The sequence below is a fragment of the Sphingobacterium spiritivorum genome (genome assembly GCF_016725325.1).
Lineage (GTDB): Bacteria > Bacteroidota > Bacteroidia > Sphingobacteriales > Sphingobacteriaceae > Sphingobacterium.
The window spans coordinates 2,865,311-2,892,219 of sequence record NZ_CP068083.1 but is presented as its reverse complement, the minus strand read 5'-3'; the positions used below and the strand labels follow the sequence as shown (position 1 = coordinate 2,892,219).

Below are 26,909 nucleotides of genomic sequence, written 5' to 3'. Positions count from 1 at the left end.
ATTATTTGCGGTATTATGCTGAACCTTGTTACCGCTCGTTTTGTTGCATACCGTTGTTAAGTATCACACTATTGGGTATGGGCAAGACATACTTTGGACTGTTTGGCTCTAATGTATAAATCTTTCCGTCAATATTTCTTGTTATCGTTTTTGAAAAACGGCTGTCCTTGTTCAATCGTCTTAAATCCGACCACCGTAATCCCCGCCATATTAATTCCTTTCTTCGCTCATCCAAGATAAACCTTAATACAGTTTCATCATTGTCCGAACTGAATGGAATAAATGTACTGTTATAGCGATTTTTTAATAGTTCGTTTACGGTCTGTAAAGCCGTGGTAATATTTCCTGCTCTTGCTTCACATTCAGCTTTTATCAGATAGATTTCGTTGGTAGAAATTCCGGCAAACCACATTCCTGAATTGCCATCGTAATTTCCCCTAAAGGAATAATAGCCCGCTCTGTTTCTAAAGAAAGCTGTTTTTCTAATATCGTTCGATTCATAAGACTTATATAGGTTGCTATCAATTCTTCCATAGGTAATGCTCATCACCATACGCCCAAAATCGTTAGCATGAAAAATTATTTCTTCATTATAGCGAGGTATCGGGAATGAGGTTGCCGACCCCATTGTTAATGTATTGTAATCAAGTAAAGCATCTGAATAGCTTAAACAAGTGTCTGCGTAAGATAGTGCTTTATCATAGTCTTCCATTGATAAGTATATGCGGGCTAACAGTCCATAGACAGCCTGCTTCGTTGGTGTTGTTTTATATGGGCTATTGACGGATAAAAGTATAACAGCCCTGTTCAAGTCATTGGTAATTTTAGTATAAGTTTCTTCAACCGATGACCTTATAGATTTCTCACCAATATCAGATTTTAACCTTAGTGGAATACCTAAGTCTGTTTGTGCCGTATTTTTCTCATAAGGTTTTGCCCAAAGCTGGGCAACATTGTAAAATGCAAAGGAGCGGAAAAACAAAGCCTCTCCCTCAATTTGGTTTTTTTCTACCGGAACAGGTTCAATTTTCTCCAACTGCTCCAAAATCAAATTGCATGAGTAGATTGCTGCATACATCATCGACCATTCGTTGGTTTCATCATCGTTAAATACATCATCATTCCATGTATAGATGTTTTTTGCTGTTAATGAAGTGAATCTATTCAAATTTTCTGTTTGTACAAATTGATTATCCGTAGCACCATCCTGAATTGAGGGATACCAGCTATTCATTCTCGATGTGTTATACAATAATGCTCTAAGGTCTGCAACCGTGGTCGGTACGACAAGCGATTTATCCGGTTTAACGTCCAAATATTTTTCACATCCTGAAAATGTGATTATTGTAATCAGTAATATTATTATATATCGTGTCATAGTTTCTAAATTTTAAAAGCCTGCTCTTAAACCAAATGAAAAAGTTCTTAGTGGTGATAAATCTCCAAATTCCGGGTCGACGTTATGTTTATCCGCTTTCCATATCGTCCCTAAATTGGTAGCGTACATCAATACCTCCAATCTTTTCAGTTTCCATTTGTTTTCCAATGATTTAATTTGGTAACTAAGGTTGATGTCCTGTAAGCGTATATTGTCTCCCTTTGAAATCAGCACTTCGGCACGTGGATAAAAATAGCCATCCCGATTGTTATTATTCGGATAGACCATTGACGGAATCTGTGTGGTGACTTCATCACCCGGCTTTTGCCATCTTAGACTAAAATCCGAATGCGAACCTGTGCCATTGAATATTGCGTTATAGTACACGCTGTTTCTCCTGAAATAGAACCCTAATTTATAGCTGATATTGAATGAAAGACTTAACCCTTTCCATGAGAACGTATTTCTTAAAGCACCGAAATGTGTAGGAGTGGCGGAGCCATAATAAATCAGTTCTTCTGGTGTGGTTTCGTTGCGGATGGCTGCATAATCTTTGCTTACTTCGCCATGAAGGTAGCCCATAGGGTCGCCTGTTTCGGGGTCAAGACCAGCCCATCGAAATGCAAAAATAGAATAGGCGGGTTTTCCAATGATGGGCGAAATAACCAATCCGCTATTAAGATAATTATTGAGGTCTCTTGTCTCGGCAAGATATTCCGTTATTTTAGTTTTTACGGTACTGTACAGCAAGTCTGTCCGCCATTCAAATGCTTTACGGATATTGACACTATGCAATTGTATATCTATTCCGTTTCCGGTCATGGAAGCCGAATTTCCAAGATAAGTGAACCCTCGGCTACTTAAGGAACCTATTGCACCTGTGGTTTGGTCGATAGGCATATAACCAATAAGGTCGGTATTTTTCTTGTGATAGTATTCAAATGTACCGCTTAAACGTTGTTTTAAAACAGCAAAGTCAAACCCTACATTGAACTGCCCGTTCTTTTCCCAACGAAGATTTTCGTTCGGTGGATTAACTAATACACCATAAGGCGTATTTATTAAATTTCCACCATTGTAATAACGCATTGTGGGCAGAGCCGAAACATTGCGATTGAGGTTACCGCTATAACCGAAAGTCGTCCTTAGCTTCAACAGGTCAAGCCATGTAATATTGATAAACCGTTCATTCGTCAGATGCCAGCTACCACCAACCGACCAAAGTGGGGTAAACCGTTGATTGCTCCTTACTCCAAACAGATTTGAGCCATCTTGTCTTGCACTAATGTTAAGATTATAGCGGTTATCAAACGTATAAGCCCAATTGGTAAAAAAGGATATAAACCTATCGTTAGTTTCGGATGTAAAATATGGATTTGGAATTTTTGCAATTCCACCTGTGGGACTGTACAAAGTATAATCAGTATCGTAATTAACTGCGATAGTCGTCAAAATATGGGGATTATAACCATATTGTGTAGACTGTGTTAGAGTGGTGTTTGCCTGACGAGCCTCTGCTCCAGCAAGACCTGTTAGCTGGTGTTTATCCCAAGTTTTGGAGTAATTCAGTTGTAAACGGAGAGATTGCGACGTGAAGCTGTTTGTTGATTCATTTAAGATATCGCCCAAAGGTATTGGGCGGAATAACGCTCCATCCGTACCAACCTGTGTATAGGTATTTATCCTATCACGGGTATAATAGGATGCCATGCTCCGTATATCTTTTCCTGCTCCCTGTGCGTTTTCATATTGGTATTTGATTTCTACAATCAGCCCTTTGCCAATGTCATAATTCAGCCCTGTATTCAATATCAGGCTGTTTGTTTTCTGCTTATTGTTGATGAGGTTTATTTCGTCCAATGGACGATACGTCCAATCTAATAATCCATTTTGTTTTGTTTCCTGAATATAGTTTGACCGATAATATCGGTCTATTGGTAAAGCGTTTCCATTTTCGTCCGCAATACGGGCATAAGGTAACGAAGAAAAATTGGTAGGTCTTCCTGCGTTTGTGAAGGTATGGGTAAAAAACAAGGCGGCATCCAAACTCAATTTTTTGGAAAGTCGAAACGTATTGTCAGAACGTAGATTATACCGTTTATAACCTCCATCGGTGGTGCTGGTATTGTCATCATAGCCACCAGAAAGATAATAGCTTACATTTTCGCTCTGCCCACTCACGTTTAGGGAATATTGCTGGTTTAGCCCTTTCCTGTAAACGTATTTATTCAATTCCCGACGTATATCGTATTGCGCTAATTCGTTCAGCCCTTGTTGCAATGCGGCATCGGTTAGTAACCCGTGTTTATTTTTATACATTAATTCCACTGCGGGGGATAATGGCACGTAGCCTAACTGCTCATTGGCATCGTAAAAGTTATTGTCAAAAAGCATTTTTTCGACACCTATATAATCCGCAGAAGACATATAAGGCAGTTGCATCATATCCGGCTTTTGAATAAGAGTCATATTGCTGTTAAACGATATGGCAGGCGGCTGGTTCCGTTTGGCTTTCTTGGTCGTTATAACGATTACACCGTTTCCGGCTCTTACGCCCCATATAGAGGCTGCGGTTGCATCCTTTAGAATGGTAATATCTTCCACATCGTTCGGGTTAATATCATTTATATTGCCCTCGTAGGGAAAATTATTCAGTATGATTAATGGTTTCGTATTGGAAAAAATAGTGCTTAGACCTCGTATGCTCAAATTGTTACTGCCTACACCGGGTCTGTTATCAAACATTGCTGAACTGGCAATACCGTCCAACCTGCTCAATACATCGGTAGAGATTTGACGATTAAACAATTCGTTGTCGATATGGTCAAATGACCCTGTGGCTCTTTCTTTGGGTATTTTTTGAATACCCGTGGATACCACTACTTCGCTTAAAGTATTGCTTGCCGGATTTAGATGCACCGTCAATGGGTTTTGTGGAGCAGCAGAAAGGACAAATGTCGTATCTGCTAATCCAATGTAACTAACACTAACTGCTAAAGGGAATGCTTTATTTGTAAATTCAAAATTTCCGTCTTCATCAGTTTGTACGGTGTTATTCTGACTGCGGTTCAACAATTTGACCGTAGCACCTGCTACGGGCTGACCATTTTCATTATTGACTACCTTACCCCGAATGTTGGATATGTTTTGGGCAATGGTATTGGTAACTGAAAAAAGTATGAGTAAAAAAGTAATTGTTCGTTTCATTGAGTAGTTTGGTTTATAGTTCAGAAATGACAAAAAAATCCAGCACTCTTTCATCTTCCACGATGGCAATACCGAATGGTTTAAGTTGCCTGTTAACAGCTTCCACATCCTCAATAGCATGTGCTATTTTTGGGATGGCTATTTTTTCGTCAGTAAAATCATTTACAACAGGAATATGCTGTATATCTTTATTGGTCTTGTTTACCCAAGCCGAAAGGTATTGTAAGCCGTCTTCGGGTTTATTGGGGATTATTGTCGTTTTCCCTATAATCTTAATGGTATAGCATTTTGTATTACGTTTTTCCATACGCCCATTTATGCCAAAGTGATAATTGAGGTCAGCCTGTACTTTTTGGGGAAAGTGCTTCAATACTGACAATGGGGCAATCCATTCGTAGCAATACTTATCCTGTAAAAACCTTTTCTCCGAAACAGAAAATGGTTCCTTCAACTCCAGCTTTGTCCGGTTAGGTGGCATTGTTAGCAATTCTCTAAATGCAAGTTCGTACATACGGCGGATGTCAGCATTGGTAGATAGTACCCGAAAGGTGCTATCTTTTTCGTTCACTTTTGGTAGAGCATTTGAACGAGGAATGCCTTCTATGGCTAACGTAATAATACTTCTGCTAACAAAAAAATCCCCGTCAGCACCATTATTATTAAGCAGTAATGGACGTGTGTCATCATAGGTAAGGTTGTCCTTTTTCTGTGCAATGCTATTTGCATTGCCTTTCAATGCCGAAGTAATATTTTCCTTTGTTACATCAGATGAGTGTGTAATAGCTTGTACTTCGCCGGATTTGCTAATCCATACCTCATGCGGCAACATGGTGTAAGGGAAATGGAATTTATATGTATTGTCATCGGTAACTGAAAACAAGTTTAATCGGGAAAGTACTCGATTCTTCTTTAAGAATGCTTTTATTTCGTTGGCTTTCTGGTCTGTCATCGGTAAAATGATAACATCGTCTTTAAACTCCTTTTCCAGTTCGTGAAGTCTTGGCAATGCAGCTACACAAGTACCGCACCACGTACTCCAAAAATCCAATATTATCAGCTTGCCTTTGTAATCGGCAAGGGTGATGTTTTTTTTGTCCTGCGGGTGGTTCACCACCTGCAAAGGTGTGTTCCAAAGAGCATCAGGGATTTGGTCGCCGATGTTTAAAGCGGTGATGTTTTGGTTGTTTGCAGTCCCGACTTCTCGGGACTGCGGACGGGCTATGCCGACACCAAACAACATGAAACAAATTAGAATTAGGAAGTGCCTGCCGCCCGTTACCAGTTCCGGGTTATGGCAGGCTATAAAAATCGTTATCCTATTACGAATAAGTTTATTCGCCATTGGGTTTATAAATTATGGTTATTGGGAAATGATTAATTGCTCCGAGTATGGTTGCAGGACGTGCTAATCCGGGCTTTTGATGATGCAGCGGAGGCTGAATTTCTTTGAGAAGAACAAAACATCGCTTTTTATCCCTCCCGTTGGGGAAAGGAAGTAATATTGTTTATAATTGTTTGTCAATCTTCTCACTATTAGTTATTTGTTCCAAATAACGTTGAAATGGAGATTTTTTTGAAGTAATTTTGGTTGTCTATTATGCTTTTTTGGTTGTCTTTTATTATATTTACGCTATCAAATGACAATGAAATATGCAAGAGGAAGACAAAGTACACGTTTTGGAAACGCTGGAAGAAAACCATCAGGGCAGAAATGCGCAGCGTATCCGTATTTACTTGGGCATTAAGCAAGAAGTGCTTGCTAATGAATTGGGTATGAGCCAGCCACAAATTTCTGCCATAGAACGGGAAGCTGTTTTAGAGCCGGAAATGTTGGAACGATTTGCTTTTGCATTAGGCGTAACCCCTGACCTCATTAAGAAATTTGATGTGGAACGAGCTATTTATAATATCAACAGTTATAAAGATAGTACTGTTCAACATGGTGAGAATAGTACGCAGAATATTAATCCGTTAGATAAAGTAGTCGAGTTATACGAACGGTTGTTGCAAAGTGAGCGGGAGAAACTGGAATTATTTATAAACCAAAAAAATCATTCGTAAAATAACAATGGAAAAAGAAAAAGAAACCGTGTATTTGGAGGGGAAAAACCACATGGGTATAAAAATTGGCAGTGCAAGGCGATTGGTAGGTATTACGCAAAAGGATTTGGCAGAGCGTATGGGTGTGACCAAGCAAGCTGTATCTAAATTGGAACAAACCGAGAACGTGGATGACGAACGATTGGAAAAAGTAGCTATTGCGCTTGGCGTAAGCGTAGAGGGTTTGAAGAAATTTGATGTGGGGCAGGTTCTTTACCATACTAATAATTTTTACGAAAAGGTTGAACCGACAAATGGTGCTATGGTTGGTACAGTAAGAATTGAAAATAATCATCAGTTTTCAATTGAGCAGGCAACCAAGCTGTTTGAAGAATTATTGAGAATGGAACGGGAACATTTTCAGAAAGCAAAAGATAAGAAATAACTAAAGTATCTTTTAAAGCATAACGATAGATTCAGGCTTCCCTCGTAACCAAGAAGCGAAGAATTTTAAAAGAAACGGCGGATCTGCAAGTCCGCCGTTTCTCTTTCTATCGCTGTCATTATTTTTCCTCCTGCTCATCCATTTTCTTAATAAGGTTATCCCGCAGTGCATCAAGGAATTTGGTACGGTTTCGTTTCCGGTTGCGTATTTCGAGATAGGTATGGTAAAAGTTTCCCAAATCAATATTAAAGGCATTTTCAAAATATTCCGCTATCAACCTAATATCCGTATTGCCATTATCGAGAACGCTTTGGTAGTATAGGGAGTAAATGAGTTCTGTCAAAGCAGCTTTACTACCTGTCCAGTTCAGCCCCGAAATAGCAGTGCGTTTTATAAACAAACGCTTGTAGGTGCAGTAAAGCTGGTCTTCGAGATACACCTGTATCAAATCATTCGCCATTATCTTGGCTACCTTATAATCGTGGGAAGTAGAAAAAGATTGGTCGGACTGAAAATAATAGGTATCCAGCCACAGTTTTATATCGTGCTTGCCCCGAACAAACATTTTCTCGTCAAGAAACGAGTTGTTGCTTCGGTAATATTTATAAAAATCAATGTTATTGTCGAAAAACCTTTTTAGCTTCTTCAATTCTTTTTTAAGATATTTTCTAATGCGCTTAGCCCCGTAGGGCTTCCTCGTCTCGATTTTGTAAATGGCATTATAATAAATCAATTTTGAAACAATGACTGGCTTTTGATATTTAAAAAATCGGATTTCTTCATCAACATTTGTAAATCCTCGTTTCAAAACATAATCTTTAATTTCGGACAGACATTCCACAATCCGGTATATAATGGCTTCTGTCCGTTGTACCGGGTTATCGTTTTCAATCTCCAGTTCTTGGATTTCTGTTTCCAATTTAAGATATGTTTCATTGTAAAATTTATCCATTCGTTTCATTTTGATAAATATGATACTGATTAATATAGAAATGCTAATACTGCTCGTATTAGCCCATGCAACTACATGAAAGAACAACCAGTATGATGCTGGTGGTGGAACTGTTGTATTGTCTGATGGGTTGTAGTATGATGCAGGTTAATCCAAACGAATTATACCCCGCATCACCCACTGTATTTTGCCGTAATTTTACGGTTTGCAGTTTACAACCATCCGGTATTTTATTTTAATATGTCAATGCAAGCCCTACACCAAATCCCATATCACTATCATAGTGGGTACGTATACCTATATTTTTATTGATGATATACCTAAGCTCCCCCATATATTCTAAGTCGGTATTTACCATGAAGCCACCTCTTAATCTTTTTGAAATTGGAATATCTTCGCGCATTAACTGCAATCTTACAATTCCATCGTGATATACTTCTGCCTGGAAATTGACCAGCATAGGTAACGTATACATAAACCCTAAACTGAACGCCTTGCGGGTGTCTTTCTTGTTGGTTTGTCCAAATATGTTCTTTTCGTGCTCATCTTCTCCCATTTTCCGGTAACGAAAATCAAAACCTACAAAGGGCATGAACCATTGCATCTTTCCAATGTATCTACCTAAGTGAGTTTCTACTTCATACCCGTGCATACTATTATAGCCTAAGCGCCATTCTGTTCCTAATTGATAGCGTGCATTCATTAGCATAGCTTCTCCATCATTACCATTGGTTGCAAAATCGTTTTGTGCCATAAAATGGGGCATATTACTTTCTCTTTGCAATTCTTTATAGGCTTTTGCCTTGTCAGGTAAATAGGGGTTATTGTAGTCTCCAACTTCAAACACCCTGTTCATTCCCGCCATCATGTGATATAATATATGGCAATGAAAGAACCAATCACCTTCCTCATTTGCTAAAAACTCAATGGTATCCGTTTCCATAGGCATGATATCCAACACATTTTTAAGCGGCGATTTTTCGCCTTTTCCGTTTATCACCCTAAAATCAAATCCGTGAAGATGCATAGGATGCCGCATCATCGAATTATTATAAATGGTAATCCGTAGGATTTCTCCTTTTTTTACAGGTATTTTGTCCGTTTCCGAAAGTATTTTATTATCCATGCTCCATACATAGCGGTTCATGTTGCCAGTAAGTGTGAACTTCAACTCTTTTACAGGCGCATCTTTTGGAAGGGAGGTGTTGTAAGGCGATTGCAACATAGCATAATTTAATGTTTTGATGTCTCCCAAGGCATTAGCGTTGTAACGGTTAGGGTCGTCATCCATGTTCATACCTTCATGCTTGCTGTGGTCTGATTTCTTTGCTGCATCTCCGGTAATTTCGGGATACATCACTACATTCATGTCCATTTGGTTCAGGCTCATCTTCATGCCCATATCGTCCAAATCGCCATTCATTTTCATCATATCGTTCATCATCTTCATCCCCTCGAAATACTTCAATCGTGGGAGCGGGGAAATAAGCTGTTTGACCCCATCACCTATAAAGTAGCTTGCTGATTGTGTTCTGTCCTCGGTTGTTGCTAAAAACTCATATGCTAACCCATCTTGAGGGATAGTCACTACAATATCGTAAGTTTCAGAAACTGCAATGATTAATCTATCCACTTCTACAGGCTCAACATCATTTCCATCATTCGCTACTACTGTAATTTTCCCTCCAGCATATCTTAGCCAGAAATACGAAGACGCCCCGCCATTGGAAACGCGTAATCTGACTTTGTCACCTGCTTTTAGCTTTTTACCACCAATTGTTTTCAAATCGGTGCTATGGCTACCATTTATTAGGATTTTATCATAGTAAACATCACTGACATCCATCGCCAGCATCCGTTTCCACTCATTTTTTACCTTTACGCCTAATTTTCCCTCCTTAATAGCTTCAACGTACGATTGCGTAGCACCTTTCTTAATGGCCGCCCAATCATTTGCATTGTGTAGCATACGGTTGATGTTATCCGGGTTAAGATTTGTCCACTCACTTAATATAATCGGGACGGTCGGCAAATCGTCAATTCCTTTTCTAAAGGTTTTATCGTCGCCTCTTTTTTTCATGATAAAACTACCGTACATGCCTATCTGCTCCTGCAAGCCTGAGTGCGAATGATACCAGTGCGTGCCATGCTGGATAATCGGAAAACGGTAGGTGTAGGTTGTACCCGGTGCGATGGGCTTTTGCGTAAGCCAGGGCACACCGTCTTCTTTATTGGGCAGGAACACACCATGCCAGTGCAGTGATGTGCTTTCTTTCAATTGGTTGTGCACCACTATTTCGGCAGTGTCGCCCTCGGTAAAGGTAAGGGTGGGCATGGGGATTTGCCCGTTTACGGCAATCGCCCTTTTTTGCTTACCTGCATAGTTGACAAGTGTATCTTTTACATACAGCTCGTAATGCACTACTCTCTGTGCAAACAGCGTTTGCGTGCAAAGCAGCATCAGCACTGTTTGCAATATTCTTATGGGTATTTTTTTATATCTGTTCATTCGTTGAAAAATTTTATTTAATGCTGTCTTCCATTGTGCCAAACCACGCTATCAAAACCTGCTTATCCTCCGGTGACAATACTGCATTACGATGAATTAGCGTATATGACGACAATGGCATTTCCCCGTCCTTAACCTGCCCGGCCATAGCCCTGAACTTGTTTCGCTGCCTGCGGACAGAATAGTCGCCAAATTCGCTAAAGTTGAGTTCCTCTTTCCCCTTTTTTATATGCTCTGCCATGTACCATGCGCCGGGCTGGATACGGCTGTACCACGGATAATGGGTATTGTTGCTATGGCAGTCATAACAGGACTGAACAAGGATAGCCTTTACATTTTGGGGTACGGTGTACACCCTTTCGATATGGGTGGCTGGCACTTCAACCGCCTGGTTCCGTAAGGGCTGAAAGAACTGTATGGCAATCAGGACGACAGCCAGCCCCAATATGATTTTCTTCTTTATGGTCATAATTATTTTATTGTGGCTTCATCTTTTTGTGTCTACTGTTTTTTCACATACTTGGCATAATTCTCCTTGTTTTCAAAATAAGAAACTTCACCGTTATTTCCTGTCACAGCAATCACCGCATTAGCTTTGTCTACCTGCTTATGGGAATAGGGGTCTATCGCCATCCGCACGGTCGCATCTTTTGGAATACGTTCCTTACACATTTCGCAACATCCGTAATAGGTTTTACCATCAAATTTTACGTCAAACTGCCTTTTGCCCATATAGGCATCGTTGACCATGCAGACTTCATCCGATGGAACCAATTCACCTATTTGGGTAGTATGTCCGTTGCTTTCCGGAGTTGCCTGCGAATGCTGCTGTTCCGCTTCATCCTTATTTGACCCCGCCTGACCGCAAGCGGTGAATAGCAGGGTTAATAAGGAAATAAAGCCAATTATTATTTTGTTCATGTCCAAACTTGTTTTTTTAAATTTTATTATTTACTTTCTTCAAACTCTTTTAGCTTGCGCTTCATTAGTTCAATTTCTTCCGCTTGGGTTTTAAGTATATTTTTTTGCAGCTCTATCAGTTCCGGGTCGGTCAGGTGTGCCTTTTCGGACATCAATATGGCTGCTGCGTGATGGGGTATCATACCCTTTGCAAACTGCTTGTCCCCGACATTGATTTGTTCCCTGATACCAAACCATGAAAAGATGCCAACAGCAACCGAGATGATGGCTATCGCCCAATTCATCTTCCTGTTGGGGTACATTACTTTCATTATCGCTAATTCGATAAGCAGCATTGCCGAGGTCATCAGCAGGGTCATGTACAAATTGTTGATATTGGGTATCAGGTTCTGCCACCCGTCAATCATGGCGTACATGATAAAATACATCACTGCGAACATGGCTACAGCCATCACCGCAAAGCGTTTGTACATGGCCGAAGCATGTTTTGTATTGTGCGTGCCATGCTCCGAGGAATGACCCGCATGGTGACTGTTTTGCATATTTTCCATAACCCTGAATTTTATTTGCTGTTAATTGTTTTTTCCACCTTACCGCAGGTCAGCATTTTAGAACCGTAGTAAGGGTTTTTGATTTCCTTGTTTTCGCTGAACCAAACAGCACCCTTACCGTCATTGAACATCGGGCAATGGTCCTGATACAATGTTTGCGATGTACCGAACAAATCAATCAGGTCTTTCAAATCTTCGCCAAGCGAGGCCAAATGTTCCCGCTGGTGGTGGATGTTGCCGACATTTTCCCCGATATGTTCTGCGTGTTCTTTAGCATCGTCCGCTATGTCCATGTACTTTTTGTGCTTATCGGCAGGAACGGCTTTCATGTCCACTTTATTCAGGGTAGCTAACAGCTTTTTCCCTGAACTGGCGGCAGCTTTGTCATCGTCCGAAACAAGGGCGTTCTTTAAGGACAGATAATCGGTAACTATGGGCGCAATAGAAAAGTTTTTTGCTTCTTCTTTTCCTGTTGCTTTTGCTTCCTGACCGCTCGGAGTTTCACTCACAACGGGCGCAGCTACCGTATCATCCTCTTTTGGTTGGGAAGCTGACTGTTCTTGTGATACAACAGCAGTATCACTTGAAGACTGCTCGTTTTTGTTGGATGCCTGATTGCATGATACTGTTACAAATGCCATGATAACAGCAATGATTGATAATGTTAGATTTTTCATTTTTATTTATTTTTTGATTTTTAAAAAACTTGCGTTAATAGCCACTACAATGGTGCTTACACTCATCAGCACAGCACCCATAGCGGGACTTAAAACAAAATTCGGATAGAGTACGCCTGCCGCAAGGGGTATTGCCACCACGTTGTAGCCAACCGCCCATATCAGGTTCTGTACCATCTTTTTGTAGGTAAGTTTGCCGAAGTCAATCAGTTTGACCACATCCCTCGGGTCGCTGTCTACCAATATGATATCCGCTGTTTCGGCAGCCACGTCCGTACCGGAACCCACGGCAATGCCCACATCTGCCTGTGCCAGTGCAGGTGCATCATTTACACCATCACCAGTCATTGCTACGATTTCGCCTTTTGCCTGAAACTCCTTTACTTTCTCCTGCTTGTTGTGCGGAAGCACATTAGCCAAATACCCGTCCATACCCAATTTTCCGGCTACGGCAGCAGCAATCCTGTCGTTGTCCCCGGTGAGCAGAAAGGACTTGATGCCCATTTTTTTGAGTTCCTCAATCGCCTGTGCCGACCCCTCACGGATGCTGTCTGCCAAAGTAATGATGCCGATTACCCGGTCATCAATGAGGACAAAGTTGACCGTTTCGGCTTCCTGATTGATTTCGCTTGGTATTTCCGGCAGGGAAAGGTGGTTTTCGGTGAAATAATTCGGGCCGCCAGCTACGACATTTTTCCCGTTCACAACACCTTTAACACCTATGCCCTGCATATAGCTGAAGTTTTCAGACTTCCATAAGGCAAGGCTCTTTTCTTTCAATGTAGCCATAATGCCTTTGGCGATATGGTGTTCCGAATTTTGCTGTACTGCGGCAGCATACTGGATAACCTCATCGGCATTATATTCGTCTGTTAACGGTATAACCTTTTCTACGGCATGGGAACCTTTGGTGAGCGTTCCGGTCTTATCAAAAATGACGGTGGAAAGTTTTCGGGTGGTTTCAAATGCCGTACGGTTGCGGATGAGCAGGCCATTGGTCGCCGAAAGCGTTGTGGAAATGGCGACCACCAACGGGATAGCCACGCCCAATGCGTGCGGGCAGGCCGTTACCATTACCGTCACCATTCTTTCAAGCGCAAAGGCAATATCTCCACTGCTTGCATACCAATAGGCAAATGTGCCTATGCCCACGGCAATGGCAATAAAGGTGAGCCATTTGGCAACTTTGTCCGCAAGGTTCTGTGTATTAGACTTAGTAGCCTGCGCTTCCTGCACAAGATTGATAACCCTGTTCAGGTAGCTGTCTTTTCCCACGGCTGTTACCTTAACTTTCAGCGCACCATCGCCATTGATAGAGCCTGCGATGACCTTTCCGTCCTTTTCCTTTTTTACGGGAACACTTTCCCCGGTAAGCATACTCTCGTTGATATACGAAAGCCCCTCCAGTACCAATCCATCGGCTGGAATTTTTTCTCCCGGTTTTATGATAGCCGTTTCACCGCTTTGCAGGTCTTCGAGCTTTATCTTTACAGCTTCTCCGCCACGTTCCACGGTAACATCGTTGGGCAGCAAAGCCACCAATGACTGTAATGCCCGTGAAGCAGCCATTTGGGAACGCATTTCCAGCCAATGCCCTAACAGCATGATGTCAATTAGGGTTGCCAGTTCCCAAAAGAAGTCCATACCCTGCAAGCCAAATACAACGGCTACGGAATAAACATAGGCTACGGATATGGCAATGGCAACAAGTGTCATCATCCCTATGGCTTTGGCTTTCACCTCGCCAATCATTCCCTTTAGGAACGGTAAGCCTCCATAGCAATAAATCACCGTACCCAATGCCAACAGCACATATTTATCGCCATTGAAAGCAAGGGAGAAACCCAACCATTGCTGTATCATGTGCGACAGGAGCAGGATAGGGATTGTAATGACAAGGCTTATCCAAAAACGTGTGAGGAAATCGCCTGTATTATGCCCCTCATGTTTATCAAAGTTTTCGTCATCATGGCCATGTTGAGAATGCCCGGAATGCTCATGTTCTGGCGTGTGTTCATGAGAAGCTGACGTACCGCCACCGGGAACCAATGCCATGCCACAAAGAGGGCATTTGCCCGGTTCGTCTTTTAGCACCTGCGGGTGCATGGGACACGTGTATTTTTTCATAACAAGGGATTTTAAAAGTTATGTTGCATTTAATTTTTTTACCATCTCATGGGTCATTTCTTCAGCATAAGTACCATAGGCATCAACAAGTACCCCTTTGCTCTTACCGTCATTGGACGATATGGCATAAATCACGGCATTGTTATCAGGACTGCTGTCGAGGCTTTCAAACCTATGAGTTTCCGTAACCGTAAAATCCTCCGGTTTTAGTTTCAGGCTCTTTGACGCACAGTAAAGGCAGTCCGGCAACAGACTAAAATCAATACTGTACCCACGTTGTCTTAGGTCTTTAAGAGCCTGCACCATATCACTATACTGTTCCATAGCTTTCCGACCTGTTATTTAATGGTTTCGACCGTACTGCCGCAGGTAAGCATCTGTGAGCCGTAATATGGGTTTTTAATGGCATTCTCTTTACTTAGCCAATTGGCCCCCTTACCTCCATTGTACATAGGACAGTGCTGGTAATAAACTGGTGTATCCTGTTTAGACACTTTAGCCAGTATGTAGATGCTTCCCGAAAGTGCCGCAAAAGCACTTCTTTGTTTTGCAACGTCTTTTGATTTTGAAATGCTTTCCGCATTAGCTGTCAAGTCCTGCATTACTTTCATCCAAGCCGTATGTTCCTCTGCCGAAAGCTTGTTCATATCGACTGCTTTAAGGGATGCAGCCAATTCAGCGGCTTTGGCAGATGCAGTTGCCTCATCGGTTTTTATCAAAGCATCTTTCACTGAAAAGTAGTTGTCAAACACAGCTTTTAGCTGTGATTGATTTTGAGCTGCATCCTTGTTAGCGGGTGCTGCCATTTCACCGTGGTTGTGATTGCCATGTCCGACTTTCATGTCCATTGCCGCCCCTTTGTTTTGGGCAATTGTCTTCAAAGGTCTATCGTACTGGCAGCATTCAGCCAGTTTCGCATATACGTCATCCGGCGCACGGAACTTCTCACTATCATAACCCGCCAAAGCGATACGTTTCAGGATTTCATCCTGATTTGTTTTCTCGCTGTCATACGTGAGCGTAGCCATCTTGGTATCTTTGTTCCAGTCCACGTTGGCTACCTTTTTTATGTTACCTGCTTTTTCGATGGTGGTTTTACACATACCACAATTGCCGTAAATCTTTACGGTTTCTGTTTTCGCATTTTTGATTTGTGCGAAACCATTCATTGAGGATAGTAATACGGCGATTACCATCACTATTTTTGATAATGATTTCATAATAATTACTTTTTAGAAATGAAGTATTGAAAGCCCATTTCTGTTTTAAACTTTAAATAAATGATACAAATAAGGGATTTGCAAAAAGCCGAAGCGGCTTCTGACAGGACATACCTATGGCTGGCAGGCCATAAATTTAGCTTATTTTAGGCGGTAGCCAAATGGAAAAAAAGCCCGAAGAATAATAGGCTTCTTTGAAAGCGAATTTTTGCTTTTTAGCTGCTGCTAAGTGATCTTTTGCCTTTAATTCGATTACGGTTGGGACATTTAGGGAAGTGGTTGAAGCACCGCACCTGCAAGAGCTGTGGGAACAACCGCCCCCGCATTTGTCACTTTTGCATTTTTTACAGGATTTGCTCTTGCAACCTTTTGTATGTTCTGATTTTTTGGATTTCTCCTTTGAGCAGGAAGACTGCTCGGTCTTTGTTGAATTTTTGGAACAGGCATAGCTCTGACTTGGTATCATAAAGAAAACCAAACAGAACAATGTCAAAATGCCTATATGTATTCTATAATTTTTCAACGCAACAAAGTTACAAATTAGATTGGTTTTTTATATCGTTTTACGTTTTTTTTGCTATATGGAAAAATAATGCCATATACGCAATAACCTATCGCCTTTTTTCAGAATTGATAAAATGCCCTTTTTCATCAACCCAACCTCATGGAAATTCGGTCGGAAAAAGGGCATTTCAAAAAGTTGCTGGCTTAGGCATCCAAAGGTTCTATTTTGAAGCCTGCCTTTTGCACGGTCGATATTACTTCATGCTCGGTAATGCCCTCGGACTTCACGGTAAGTACTTTGTCCTTGTTGGCCGTGTCCACTTCCCAATGGCAGATGCCCTCTGCCTTGTCCAAGTGCGGCTTTACAGATGCGATACAGCCGCCGCAATTGATGTTCGTCTTGAATTGAAATTGTTTATTTTCCATTGTTTACAAATTTTAGAGTTATCTGATAATGCAAATTTCCGTACTATTCAGTTAGTTATTGTTGTGTAATTTCTTGTTTGATTTGTGAGATTTACTGTTTTATTTCTTCCACTTCAACCGCAGGCTGTTACTGACCACGCTCACGCTGCTCAATGCCATTGCCGCACCCGCAATCATCGGGTTGAGCAGGAAGCCGTTAACAGGGTAAAGGATGCCTGCCGCTACCGGAATGCCGATTACGTTGTAGATAAACGCCCAGAACAGGTTTTGCTTGATGGTGGCTACGGTCTGTTTGGACAAGCGTATTGCCTGCGGTATCTTGGTCAGGTCGGACGAAATGATGGTCATCTTGGCTACGTCCATTGCGATGTCGCTGCCTTTGCCCATTGCGATACTTACATCGGCTGTTGCCAATGCGGTGCTGTCGTTGATACCATCGCCCACCATTGCCACTACCTTTCCTTTACTTTGCAGTTCTTTCACAAAGTCGGCTTTGTGCTGTGGCAAAACTTCGGCTTTGTAATGCTTGATGCCTGTCTGCTCCGCAATGGCTTTTGCAGTAGCTTCATTATCTCCGGTCAGCATATACAGGTCAATGCCCATTTCCTGCATTTCCCGGATAGCCCGCACCGATGTTTCCTTAATCTTATCGGCGATAGCGATTACAGCAAGAGCCTTTTTGCTGTTTGCAAACCAGATAACGGTTTTAGACTGTTTGCCCCATTCTTCGGCCTGGTCTTGTAATTCGCCGGCAATGGCAATGTTGTTTTCTGCCAATAGCTTTTTGTTGCCTACATAATAGGTTTCGTTGTCATGGTCTGCTTTTGCGCCTTTGCCCGTAATGCTGTCGAACATGGATAAAGAGGTGGTCGCTACATCGCCAAGATGCTTCACTACGGCTTCTGCCAATGGATGCTCGGATTGCTTTTCGATGCTCAAAAGGATTTCTTTTGCAGTGTCCTCATTGTTCAGCCATTTAATGCCCGTTACCTGTGGTCTTCCCTCGGTGATGGTTCCGGTTTTGTCCAAAACGATGGCATTTACTTTTTTGGCCAGTTCCAAACTTTCGGCATCCTTTATCAAAATGCCATTTTCAGCACCTTTACCAACGCCTACCATAATAGCGGTGGGTGTCGCTAAGCCTAAAGCACAGGGGCAGGCAATGACCAATACCGTAACGGCTGCCAACAGACCTTGAACAACCCCGTTTTCGCCTCCCAAAATCAACCATAGCGTAAATGTCAGGATGGCAATACCTATCACTGTGGGAACAAAGATGCCCGCAATCCTATCGACCAGTTTCTGTACGGGTGCTTTGCTTCCCTGTGCATCCTGCACCATTTTGATGATGTGGGCAAGCATGGTTTCTTTGCCCACTTTTACCGCCCTGAACCGGAAGCTGCCTTTTTGGTTAATCGTTCCTGCAAATACTTTTTCTTTTTCTTTTTTCAATACAGGTACAGGCTCACCGCTTAACATGCTTTCGTCCACATACGAATTGCCCGATATGACCATGCCGTCTACCGCAATCTTTTCACCGGGCTTTACGAGTATCACATCGCCTGCGCTTACGTCTTCGATAGCGGTCTGCTTTTCCGTTCCGTCCGCATGTACCACGATGACCGTTTTTGGCTGCAAGCCCATCAGCTTCTTAATGGCTGAAGAGGTGTTGCCTTTGGCTCTTTCTTCCAGCAGTTTTCCCAAGAGGATGAATGCGATAATAACGGCAGCCGCTTCAAAATATACGTGAGCATGCAGTCCCCGTTGATGCCAAAAGTCGGCAAACAGCATATTGAAAACACTGAACAGGTAGGCAATACCTGTACTCAATGCCACCAGCGTATCCATATTGGCGGAACGGTGCTTTGCCTGCTTCCAAGCGTTTACAAAAAAATCCCTGCCCAACCATATTACAACGGGCGTGGAAAAGAGCCACATTATCGGGTCTGCATAGGGCATATCCATAAAGAACATTCCTATGATTACCACGGGCAGGGAAAGGATAATTGCCCAAATGGTCTTGTTTTTCAAGGTTCGGAATTTCTTTTCGTGGATGGCTTCGAGCGTTTCCTGCTGCTTGGTTTTGTCTTCAATCAATAGGTCGTAACCTACTCCCTGAACCGCTTTTTGCAGGGTGGAGGCATCGGTCATATTGGGCAGATATTCCACGGTAAGATTGCCCGTTGCAAAGTTCACGGAAGCATTAACTACTCCCGGTTGGTATTTAACAATGCTTTCGGCACTGCCCGCACAGGATGCACAGGTCATGCCCAATACCGGAAAAGCACTTTTAACCGTAGGAACTCCGTAACCTAAATCTTTAATTGCCTTAACAGCTTCGCCTACGGTTTCATTGCTATCTACTGTAATCGCTGCCCTGCGGTTGTTCAGCTCTACTTTATGGGTTTCTACGCCTTTTACCTGTGCCAATCCCTTTTCAACGATTAATGCACAGTGTTCGCTTTCTACATCCTCCAACGGTATGTATATATTTTCTCTGTTTGTCGCCATATTTGCCTGCTTTAATTTACAATGCAAAATTGGCTATTATAATTATGGGTACTGTTGTGAAATTTTGGATTTGATTTGTAAGATTTATTGAAATCCTGTATAGGTGAGCCACTTCATCAGATGGTTATCGCCATAAAGCCAGTTTTAGATGGTCTTTAAAACCACAAAGCATTGCGAAAGATAATCGCAATGCTTTATTGTTTGCTTAAAAAGCTGTGGTCTTAAAATACTGACGGATGCCCGGTCTTCTTCTTGGTGCGGGGTTTATTCAACTTTAGAATTAAATTGAATATCTACGTCAGTTGATGACTTAGGGTCATTAATCAAGTCCGTTTCAATCTTTCCTCCCTGTGGATAATGGCGCAGCACAACCCTGACCGTACCAGTGGAAGCGGTCGTGGTTGTCCAAACGCTTTCCAGCCCTAACGTAACGTTGTTGTCATCCTTATCCAAATTTGTGATTTGTATATTTGATGTGGAAGATGGCACGTAATAAATACGGTGGTCTATATTTTCCTCACTTACTTCTTCGGTAATGTCTTCACCATTTACCTCGTCAAGAAAGGATACGCTGACATCATAGGACTTACCCGGTTGCAGTGCAATCTGGTCTATGACCGGGGCGTTTCCTCCGGCTCCGTCAGCACCTTTCCAAGCATAAAGAAGTTCGTTCGTGGTTCCCTGTTCCTTAAAACGTAGCTGTACCGTAGTGATTACCTCGTTGTCGTTTTCTTCGGGGATAGGGTCATCGTCTTTGCTGCATGAGGTTGCGAATAGTACGATTGCCGCTACGGCAATCGAAGAAAAATGTTTGAATTTCTGTGTCATTGTTATATAAATTTAATTGTTGAAAAACGTGTTTGTCAGAAAACGTACTTTAATCTAACGGAGATGTTTCTGCCCATTTCGTCCGTAAAATACCTGAAGCTGTTCAGGTAGTTTCTGTACCGGGTATTGAACAGGTTGCTCACTGCAAGATTGATGTTCAGTGACCTGCCCAAGACACTGACCACTGTACCAGCGGATATATTTGTCAGGAGATAACCATCAGGGGGCAGCTTATAATCCTGCTGGCCGTGTATGTTTTCATCAGGTACTCTTGTCTGTTTTAAGACCAGCGGAATTTCCATCCCGATATAGGATTTTTGGAAAGACCTTATATCGGGCAGTTCGTAATTGAACCCCAATGAAAACCTGTCCGATGGCATGGAAATCAGCCAGTCGTTTATCGTTTTATTGTACGCCCTTAGCAAAGATGCCTTTCCTATGATGTCCAGTTTCTGTACAGGCTTGTAATTGATTAATAAATCCGTTCCCGTGAGATAGGCATCAGCCTGTTGATAGACGAATTTGGGAAATGCACCTGCAATGGTCAATACAGGCTCTCCCGGGCGGGGCTGTAAATAGATAAAGTTGTTGATGGAATTGTAGAATACAGACCAGTCTATATTTACTGATTTTTCTTCATTGCTATATGAAAGCCCCAAGACCGTGTTTACAGCCTGCTCTATTTTCAGGTTTACGTCCCCAAGTTCATAGGTGGCAGTACCTTGATGTATGCCGTCAATGAGCAGTTCGTTAACGTGGGGAGCCCTATTGGCAAGGCTGACCATTCCGTTTATCCTGATATGGTCTGAAAGATGGTAGATGGTATTGAATGATGCCCCGATTGTTGAAAAATCAAAGTCATGCTCCACAGGCTGGTTATTGTAAGGGTATCGTACCGTACTGATTTGCTTAAAATCATACCTGATACCGCCCTGAAGCTCCCATTTGTTCTTCTTCCATTTTTCAATCCAGTATGCACCGTATGTTTGGGAATTGTAGGCAGGGATGAGATACCGACCTTTGTAGGTATTGTCCTGCTGCATAGCGGATATGCCGATACTTCCGTTAAAGTTTTTGAATGTGGGATGCTCCCAAGAAATTTCTTCGGAAATCGTGCTGACATTCAAAGTCATTTGAGGCGTTGTAATTTCGCTGTTCCTGACTATATCAAATTCTTCCCTGTTGTTGAATTGTGCGGCAATCTGTATGTTCAGTTTCCCGGCTTTCTCTCCGGCAAATATCTCCGGGTACTGGATAGGTTAATGGAAGAAGATTTAGTCCACAAAGTGGTAAACGTTGACGGGGGTGTAGGATATGCAAGTTGCCATAACTGTGAAGTAGTCCACAATCATAACCACTTGCATTTCAGTTGTCAAAAATGTAAATCGGTAACTTGTATAGAGGATGTGCAACCGTTATTTAAGTTGCCTAAAGGATATAAAATAAGTGAAGTCAATTTTACGGTGTCAGGGCTTTGCCCGCAGTGTTCCTGAATAGCGTAGCCGTTCCTATACTTTATCCAACGGCTTTCTCTTATCTTCCCGGACTTGTTTGAAATAGCTCGGGGTAAGCCCCGTTACTTTCTTGAACTGGTTGCTCAAATAGGCTACGCTTGAATAGTTGAGGCGCATGGCAATCTCACTTAACGACAGTTCATCATACACCAGCAGTTCTTTTACCTTTTCCACCTTTTGGGCGATAAAGTATTTTTCAATAGTTGTACCCTCTACTTCTGAAAACAGATTGGACAAGTAATTGTAATCGTGGTGCAGTTTATCGCTCAATACATCGGAAAGATTGGTTTTTACATCACTATCCTGATGATGTACCAGGTCAATGATAATGTTCTTTATCTTTTCTATTATCCTGCCTTTTTTATCATCAATTACTTCAAACCCCAATGGCTCTAAAGTCTTGACCAAAGCCTCTTTCTCCGTAGGTGTAATTTCTTTGGTAAGGGTAACTTCGCCCAGCTTTACATTTTTAGCATCTAAACCAAGTTTATCCAATTCGTTTTGCACCACCATAATACAGCGGTCGCATACCATATTTTTAATAAAGAGTGTATTCATATCTTACTAACTGCTATATTAAGCACAATAAACAAATTTACGATTTAAGTCGAACTACGCTCGTTGCTTCCTGTCTAAATCAAGTTATCTGATTGCATTGTCTGCATAGGCGCTTTTAATTTGGGTTTTTGTTAACCTGAAGCCTCGGCCCAGGCTTCTAATTTAGTTAATTGAAACCTTGCGAAAGTTGTATTCCGCAAGGTTTTAAAACAGTGATACATCTGCCTTTGCTAATGGTCTGCATTCACCCTACAATATTAAATTATAGCAAATACTGGTACAGTTCGGCTATTGCATCGTTGTACTCTTTCTCCGCCTGCAAATAATTATTGGTAGCGGTATAAAAGTAACTTGCCTCCAAAAAATATTGGATAGTGGTTATCTCTCCGAATGATAACGCTTTATCCAATAGTTTAATACTGTTGATACTGCTTAATACTTTCTCATATTCTGCTACCGTCTTTTGCAGGTTGATATACTTTTCATACAGTTGCTTCAAATGATAATAATGTTCGTTCTTGTGCCGTGCTACCTGTACTTCTGCCACCGATAATTCAGCCTGCTTTTGCTTCACCCGATTTTTGTTTTCACACAAAGGAATGCTCACGCCTACTTTTGCACCGTAAAACTGCTGCCCTAAAATACCCTGATAATGAAAACCCACTTCAAATTTTGGCAGGGTCAATGCCTTAGTAACTTCAATATCCTTTTGGGCTACTACGGTCTGTTGTGTCAAATATTTTCTTACCGGGTCTTTGTATTCAATTGTTTCTTCCAATTCTTCAAATGCAGGAACGGGCTTATATTCAGGGTATATGGTATCGTTAAAGACTATCTCTATACCGCCGTTAAGTTCCGTCAGTTTTTGATGAAGTTGGTTGATAGCGGAAATGTTCAACTGATAATCTTTATTAATCTCAATCAATTGAAGTTTAGCCTTATTCACGTCCAGCACATTACCTTCGCCCTTATCCAGTTTGGTCTGAAAGTCGGTCAGGAACTTTTCGGTTTTTGTTTTCCGTTCTATAATTCTTTCCTGAAGTTTATTGCGGTATATCAGTTCAATGCAAATCTTTTTCGCTCCCAATAATATTTCCTGCCTGTTGGCTGTTAGCGAAAAATCTGCCTGCTTACTCTGCTCGCCAGCCAATGCTTTCTTTTTACTGTAAACCGTGGGAAAGTCGAAACGCTGCAAGACGTTAATGTCCGTTTGGTTGCCCGCAATGGCATAGGGTGAGCCACGCATAAAATCGTAGCTGACCACAGGGTCGTACAGCGTATTGCCCGTATGGTACAATAACTTCTGCGCATCCCAATATTTGCTTTGGGTTTGCAGCGTTTTATTGTTCTTGGCAACATCAGACAAGACGGTTTCCAATCCTGACTGTGCCTGCAATTGTATGGTAAAAACGCACATACAGATTGCCGTTAAAAATTTTATGTTCATGCTTTAGCTGCTTTTTTGTTAGATAAATAGTACACCGCCGGAACAATAAAAATGTTGAGCAATGTAGAAGTAAGCAAGCCGCCCAATATCACTTTTGCCATAGGACTTTGTATCTCGTTGCCGGGCAAATCGCCCGCAATAGCAAGCGGTATCAATGCCAGCCCTGCGGTAAGTGCCGTCATCAGGATGGGGCTTAACCTGTTCTTTGAGCCTTGTATAACCGTATCGTACAAATCCAACCCCTCATCACACAATGTATTGTAATGCGATACGAGCAGGATGCCGTTACGGGTAGCCACACCAAACAAGGTGATAAAACCGATAATGGCAGGAATGCTCAAAATGCCACTGGTAAAATAGATGCTGAACACACCGCCAATCAATGCCAAAGACAGGTTGATTAAAATGATGGCGGCTAACTTTACCGTTTTGAACTCCCGGAACAGTATCAGGAAAATAATCAGAATGGAAAGCAGGGAGGTCGCAATCAAGGTCTGCGATGCTTCTGCCTCCGCTTCAAATTGCCCACCGTATTCAATGTGGTAATCTTCGGGCAGCTTTATTTTTTCGCCCACTATCTGTTGGATTTCCTCAACGGCACTAACGATATTGGTTAAGCGAAAACAAAATGTAACCGCAACAATCTACACCAAAGCAATCAGCAATCAGCTACAATTGGACATAAAACGGTACAACAGCCAATACCTCCCGATTGAAATTAAGGTTTTCTCCGATACCCACGACCGATTTTTGATAATAGACCAAGCGGAGCTTTACCATATAGGGGCTTCGCTCAAAGACCTGGGCAAAAAATGGTTTGCATTTTCCCGAATGGATATTGAGGTGGGCAGGATGCTTCACATCTTGAACAAACAATAAACGCTCCGGATTCAGAGGGTTTAATTTTAGTTTCTTGACAATTCTAAAATCCCGCTAAGTTATTTACATCAACTTAGTATAGTTTCTTCTTCAACCATAAACTTGCCCTTACCAATAGTATCAGTACAGGCACTTCGACCAATGGTCCGATAACGCCAACAAATGCCTGTGGAGAATGAATACCAAAAACCGCAATGGCTACGGCTATGGCCAATTCAAAATTGTTCCCGGTGGCTGTAAATGCTATGGACGCGTTCCTGTCATAAGGAACATTCAGGGATTTGCTTATAAAAAAGCTCACGAAAAACATCAATACAAAATAGATGATTAGCGGTATGGCTATCTTAATCACGTCCACTGGCAACTCCAATATCTTGTCGCCTTTCAAACTGAACATCAGTACAATGGTAAACAATAATGCGTAAAGTGTAATAGGTGATACTGCCGGTATGTATTTTCTATTGTACCATTCAATGCCTTTTGATTTTATAAGAACATATCGGCTCACGAAACCTGTAAAAAAAGGAATACCCAAGTATATCAACACGCTTTCGGTAACGTCTTTCATTGATACATTTACATTGAAATTGGCTAATCCTAATTTACTCGGCAATACGTTGATAAAAAGCCAAACCAAAAAACTGTAACTCAATATCTGAAAGACACTGTTCAACGCTACCAATAGTGCCGTATATTCCCTGTTGGCTTTTGCCAGGTCGCTCCATACAATTACCATTGCGATACATCTTGCCAATCCTATCAAAATCAATCCCGTCATATAATCGGGTTCATTCCTTAAAAACAGAACGGCTAACCCGAACATCATTACCGTACCGATTACCCAATTGAGGAATAAAGATATTCCAATTACTTTTTTATCCTTAAACGCTTTGGGCAATACTGTATAATCCACCTTTGCCAATGGCGGGTACATCATCAGTATCAAACCTATTGCCAGCGGGATATTAATGGTTCCTACGGACAAGCTGTCTGTTACGTTAGAAATGTTGGGAAAGAAATATCCTAATCCTACGCCAAATGCCATAGCAAGGAATATCCATAGGGTAAGGTAACGGTCAAGAAATTTTAGTTTTGGTTGCATTGGTTATTTTTTAATCATTGAAAAAACATAGAACATTTCAGTTGCTATCTCCAAACTCCTTTCCGCATATATCTTTGTCTGCTCTGTTGTGCCGTCTGAAATCTTCGGGTCTTCAAATGTGATAGGTATTCTCTTTTCTGCACCTGCAATAAAAGGACAGCCATCGTCTGCCTGTGAACAGGTCATAATGGCAGTGAATGCCGATACAGGATTGAAAGGGCTATCGTACTTTTTTGAAAAACCGATAATCGGCAAAGCATTTTCACTGTACTTAATAGCATAAACAGGATTGTCCGCTTCCGAAATTTTGAAAGCAGAAAAACCCTGTTCATTCAATGTTTCCACTACTTTCGGAAATAATGCCGTTTCTTCCGTACCGCCCGAATAGCAATATACATTCGGGATATGGTAATATACACTTGCCACCTGTGCCCAAACCTGCGATAAATGGCTTCTTCGTGAATTGTGTGTACAGATGAAATTGAGATTTATTACCTGTCCGTTGCTTACTTTTTGTTGTACGAAGTCTATCAAGGGTTGCAATATGGTTTTACGTTCTTCGCTTACGGTCTGAACATCAGATATTCCCTTTATGGTTTCAGCTAAATTCTTGTACATTACGATTGGTTTATAGGGTTTAACAACAGTCCGAATTAGGCGAACAGCAAGCACTGTTCAGCTCTGATAATTCTACTTTCTGTTTTTCGGCAGGAATACCGCAGGCATCACTTGCCAAACAAGCGGTTTGTTTGTTTTTCAGTACAAAATGGTTTCCGTTAAAATCCAGATTGTATTTGCCAATGGTTTCGCTTTGGTATTCCACTTCTATTTCGGCATCTTGAATATCCAATTTTTCTTCGGACAGTTTGATGATGTTCAATAGTTTGGTCGGCTTTAGCCTGTGTTCAAAATCGTTGGCGTTCCACAACTGGAAGTTGACGACCTTTTCATTTCTGATCGTTCCGCCACAATCAATAAAATGTTTTGTAACAATACCTACCTCCGTAACGTGGAAATGTTTGGGGACAAATGTTCCGTCCGCTAATTGAAATTCAACATTGTCCAATGTTGGTAAGATTTCTTTGATGTTTGATAGTTTCATTGTTTTTGAAT

25 protein-coding genes and 1 pseudogene are annotated in these 26,909 nt (G+C 41.6%); 3 read left to right on the top strand and 23 right to left on the bottom strand.

Annotated features, from left to right (window positions below):
• Window positions 1-28 precede the first annotated feature (28 nt).
• From I6J02_RS12015 to I6J02_RS12005, 3 genes are read right to left on the bottom strand one after another with little or no spacing between them, the layout of a single operon-like run.
• Entirely contained in the window at window positions 29-1,378 is a 1,350-nt protein-coding gene (locus I6J02_RS12015; protein WP_002993280.1) for a RagB/SusD family nutrient uptake outer membrane protein, read from the bottom strand.
• A 12-nt stretch (window positions 1,379-1,390) separates the two neighbouring features.
• Window positions 1,391-4,585, bottom strand: coding sequence for a SusC/RagA family TonB-linked outer membrane protein (locus I6J02_RS12010; protein ID WP_236581832.1), 3,195 nt, complete (start codon window positions 4,583-4,585; stop codon window positions 1,391-1,393).
• A gap of 13 nt (window positions 4,586-4,598) precedes the next feature.
• A complete protein-coding gene (locus tag I6J02_RS12005; RefSeq protein ID WP_236581826.1) occupies window positions 4,599-5,825 on the bottom strand; it encodes a TlpA family protein disulfide reductase in 1,227 nt (408 codons plus the stop codon).
• 410 nt (window positions 5,826-6,235) lie between these two features.
• On the opposite strand from I6J02_RS12005, the gene I6J02_RS12000 reads away from it, so the two are divergent.
• Both I6J02_RS12000 and I6J02_RS11995 read left to right on the top strand, forming a co-directional pair.
• Window positions 6,236-6,646, top strand: coding sequence for a helix-turn-helix domain-containing protein (locus tag I6J02_RS12000; RefSeq protein WP_002993277.1), 411 nt, complete (start codon window positions 6,236-6,238; stop codon window positions 6,644-6,646).
• Between the two features lie 7 nt (window positions 6,647-6,653).
• Window positions 6,654-7,070, top strand: a complete 417-nt coding sequence (locus I6J02_RS11995; RefSeq protein WP_002993276.1) for a helix-turn-helix domain-containing protein — start codon at window positions 6,654-6,656, stop codon at window positions 7,068-7,070.
• A gap of 118 nt (window positions 7,071-7,188) precedes the next feature.
• On the opposite strand, the gene I6J02_RS11990 is transcribed toward I6J02_RS11995, so the two are convergent.
• From I6J02_RS11990 to I6J02_RS11910, 17 genes are all read right to left on the bottom strand, one after another.
• Complete coding sequence (locus I6J02_RS11990; RefSeq protein ID WP_037459503.1) at window positions 7,189-8,022, bottom strand: RteC domain-containing protein; 834 nt, start codon at window positions 8,020-8,022, stop codon at window positions 7,189-7,191.
• Window positions 8,023-8,257: 235 nt separating this feature from the next.
• Window positions 8,258-10,531, bottom strand: coding sequence for a multicopper oxidase family protein (locus tag I6J02_RS11985; protein WP_037459500.1), 2,274 nt, complete (start codon window positions 10,529-10,531; stop codon window positions 8,258-8,260).
• A gap of 13 nt (window positions 10,532-10,544) precedes the next feature.
• Complete coding sequence (locus tag I6J02_RS11980) at window positions 10,545-10,910, bottom strand: heme-binding domain-containing protein (protein WP_232046378.1); 366 nt, start codon at window positions 10,908-10,910, stop codon at window positions 10,545-10,547.
• A 122-nt stretch (window positions 10,911-11,032) separates the two neighbouring features.
• On the bottom strand, window positions 11,033-11,452 hold the full coding sequence (locus I6J02_RS11975) for a hypothetical protein (protein ID WP_002993270.1): 420 nt from the start codon (window positions 11,450-11,452) through the stop codon (window positions 11,033-11,035).
• 26 nt (window positions 11,453-11,478) lie between these two features.
• Complete coding sequence (locus tag I6J02_RS11970; RefSeq protein ID WP_002993268.1) at window positions 11,479-12,003, bottom strand: DUF305 domain-containing protein; 525 nt, start codon at window positions 12,001-12,003, stop codon at window positions 11,479-11,481.
• An 11-nt stretch (window positions 12,004-12,014) separates the two neighbouring features.
• A complete protein-coding gene (locus I6J02_RS11965; RefSeq protein ID WP_002993266.1) occupies window positions 12,015-12,680 on the bottom strand; it encodes a DUF3347 domain-containing protein in 666 nt (221 codons plus the stop codon).
• Between the two features lie 6 nt (window positions 12,681-12,686).
• Complete coding sequence (locus tag I6J02_RS11960) at window positions 12,687-14,807, bottom strand: heavy metal translocating P-type ATPase (RefSeq protein WP_002993264.1); 2,121 nt, start codon at window positions 14,805-14,807, stop codon at window positions 12,687-12,689.
• Between the two features lie 18 nt (window positions 14,808-14,825).
• Window positions 14,826-15,131: a hypothetical protein gene (locus I6J02_RS11955; RefSeq protein ID WP_002993263.1), complete on the bottom strand. Its 306-nt coding sequence runs from the start codon at window positions 15,129-15,131 to the stop codon at window positions 14,826-14,828.
• A gap of 14 nt (window positions 15,132-15,145) precedes the next feature.
• Window positions 15,146-16,027, bottom strand: coding sequence for a DUF3347 domain-containing protein (locus I6J02_RS11950; protein WP_037459498.1), 882 nt, complete (start codon window positions 16,025-16,027; stop codon window positions 15,146-15,148).
• Between the two features lie 267 nt (window positions 16,028-16,294).
• Window positions 16,295-16,474 carry a hypothetical protein gene (locus I6J02_RS11945; protein ID WP_002993259.1) on the bottom strand — a complete coding sequence of 60 codons (180 nt, stop codon included), beginning with the start codon at window positions 16,472-16,474 and terminating at the stop codon, window positions 16,295-16,297.
• Between the two features lie 261 nt (window positions 16,475-16,735).
• A complete protein-coding gene (locus I6J02_RS11940; protein ID WP_002993257.1) occupies window positions 16,736-16,957 on the bottom strand; it encodes a heavy-metal-associated domain-containing protein in 222 nt (73 codons plus the stop codon).
• Between the two features lie 99 nt (window positions 16,958-17,056).
• Window positions 17,057-19,468, bottom strand: coding sequence for a heavy metal translocating P-type ATPase (locus I6J02_RS11935; protein ID WP_002993255.1), 2,412 nt, complete (start codon window positions 19,466-19,468; stop codon window positions 17,057-17,059).
• A 264-nt stretch (window positions 19,469-19,732) separates the two neighbouring features.
• Window positions 19,733-20,296: a hypothetical protein gene (locus I6J02_RS11930; protein ID WP_002993254.1), complete on the bottom strand. Its 564-nt coding sequence runs from the start codon at window positions 20,294-20,296 to the stop codon at window positions 19,733-19,735.
• A gap of 35 nt (window positions 20,297-20,331) precedes the next feature.
• Window positions 20,332-21,429, bottom strand: a complete 1,098-nt coding sequence (locus tag I6J02_RS11925) for a TonB-dependent receptor (RefSeq protein WP_094258254.1) — start codon at window positions 21,427-21,429, stop codon at window positions 20,332-20,334.
• A gap of 375 nt (window positions 21,430-21,804) precedes the next feature.
• Window positions 21,805-22,368, bottom strand: a complete 564-nt coding sequence (locus I6J02_RS11920; protein ID WP_002993247.1) for a helix-turn-helix domain-containing protein — start codon at window positions 22,366-22,368, stop codon at window positions 21,805-21,807.
• Between the two features lie 262 nt (window positions 22,369-22,630).
• Window positions 22,631-23,815, bottom strand: a complete 1,185-nt coding sequence (locus I6J02_RS11915) for a TolC family protein (protein ID WP_002993245.1) — start codon at window positions 23,813-23,815, stop codon at window positions 22,631-22,633.
• Window positions 23,812-24,390 carry an efflux RND transporter permease subunit gene (locus I6J02_RS11910; protein WP_002993243.1) on the bottom strand — a complete coding sequence of 193 codons (579 nt, stop codon included), beginning with the start codon at window positions 24,388-24,390 and terminating at the stop codon, window positions 23,812-23,814. The genes I6J02_RS11915 and I6J02_RS11910 overlap by 4 nt, the downstream gene beginning before the upstream one ends.
• Before the next feature lie 19 nt (window positions 24,391-24,409).
• Here I6J02_RS11910 and I6J02_RS21910 point away from each other — a divergent pair.
• A pseudogene (locus I6J02_RS21910) lies at window positions 24,410-24,694 on the top strand (ORF6N domain-containing protein); the annotation flags it as partial.
• Between the two features lie 73 nt (window positions 24,695-24,767).
• Here the strand turns inward: I6J02_RS21910 and arsB are convergent.
• The 3 genes from arsB to I6J02_RS11895 are packed head-to-tail and all read right to left on the bottom strand — an operon-like array spanning window position 24,768 to window position 26,898.
• A complete protein-coding gene (gene arsB, locus I6J02_RS11905) occupies window positions 24,768-25,796 on the bottom strand; it encodes an ACR3 family arsenite efflux transporter (RefSeq protein ID WP_002993239.1) in 1,029 nt (342 codons plus the stop codon).
• A 3-nt stretch (window positions 25,797-25,799) separates the two neighbouring features.
• The gene (locus I6J02_RS11900) at window positions 25,800-26,414 is read right to left on the bottom strand and encodes a hypothetical protein (RefSeq protein ID WP_002993237.1); all 615 of its coding nucleotides are present in this window, start codon (window positions 26,412-26,414) and stop codon (window positions 25,800-25,802) included.
• A gap of 19 nt (window positions 26,415-26,433) precedes the next feature.
• Entirely contained in the window at window positions 26,434-26,898 is a 465-nt protein-coding gene (locus I6J02_RS11895) for a DUF6428 family protein (protein ID WP_002993236.1), read from the bottom strand.
• Between the last annotated feature and the right edge of the window lie 11 nt (window positions 26,899-26,909).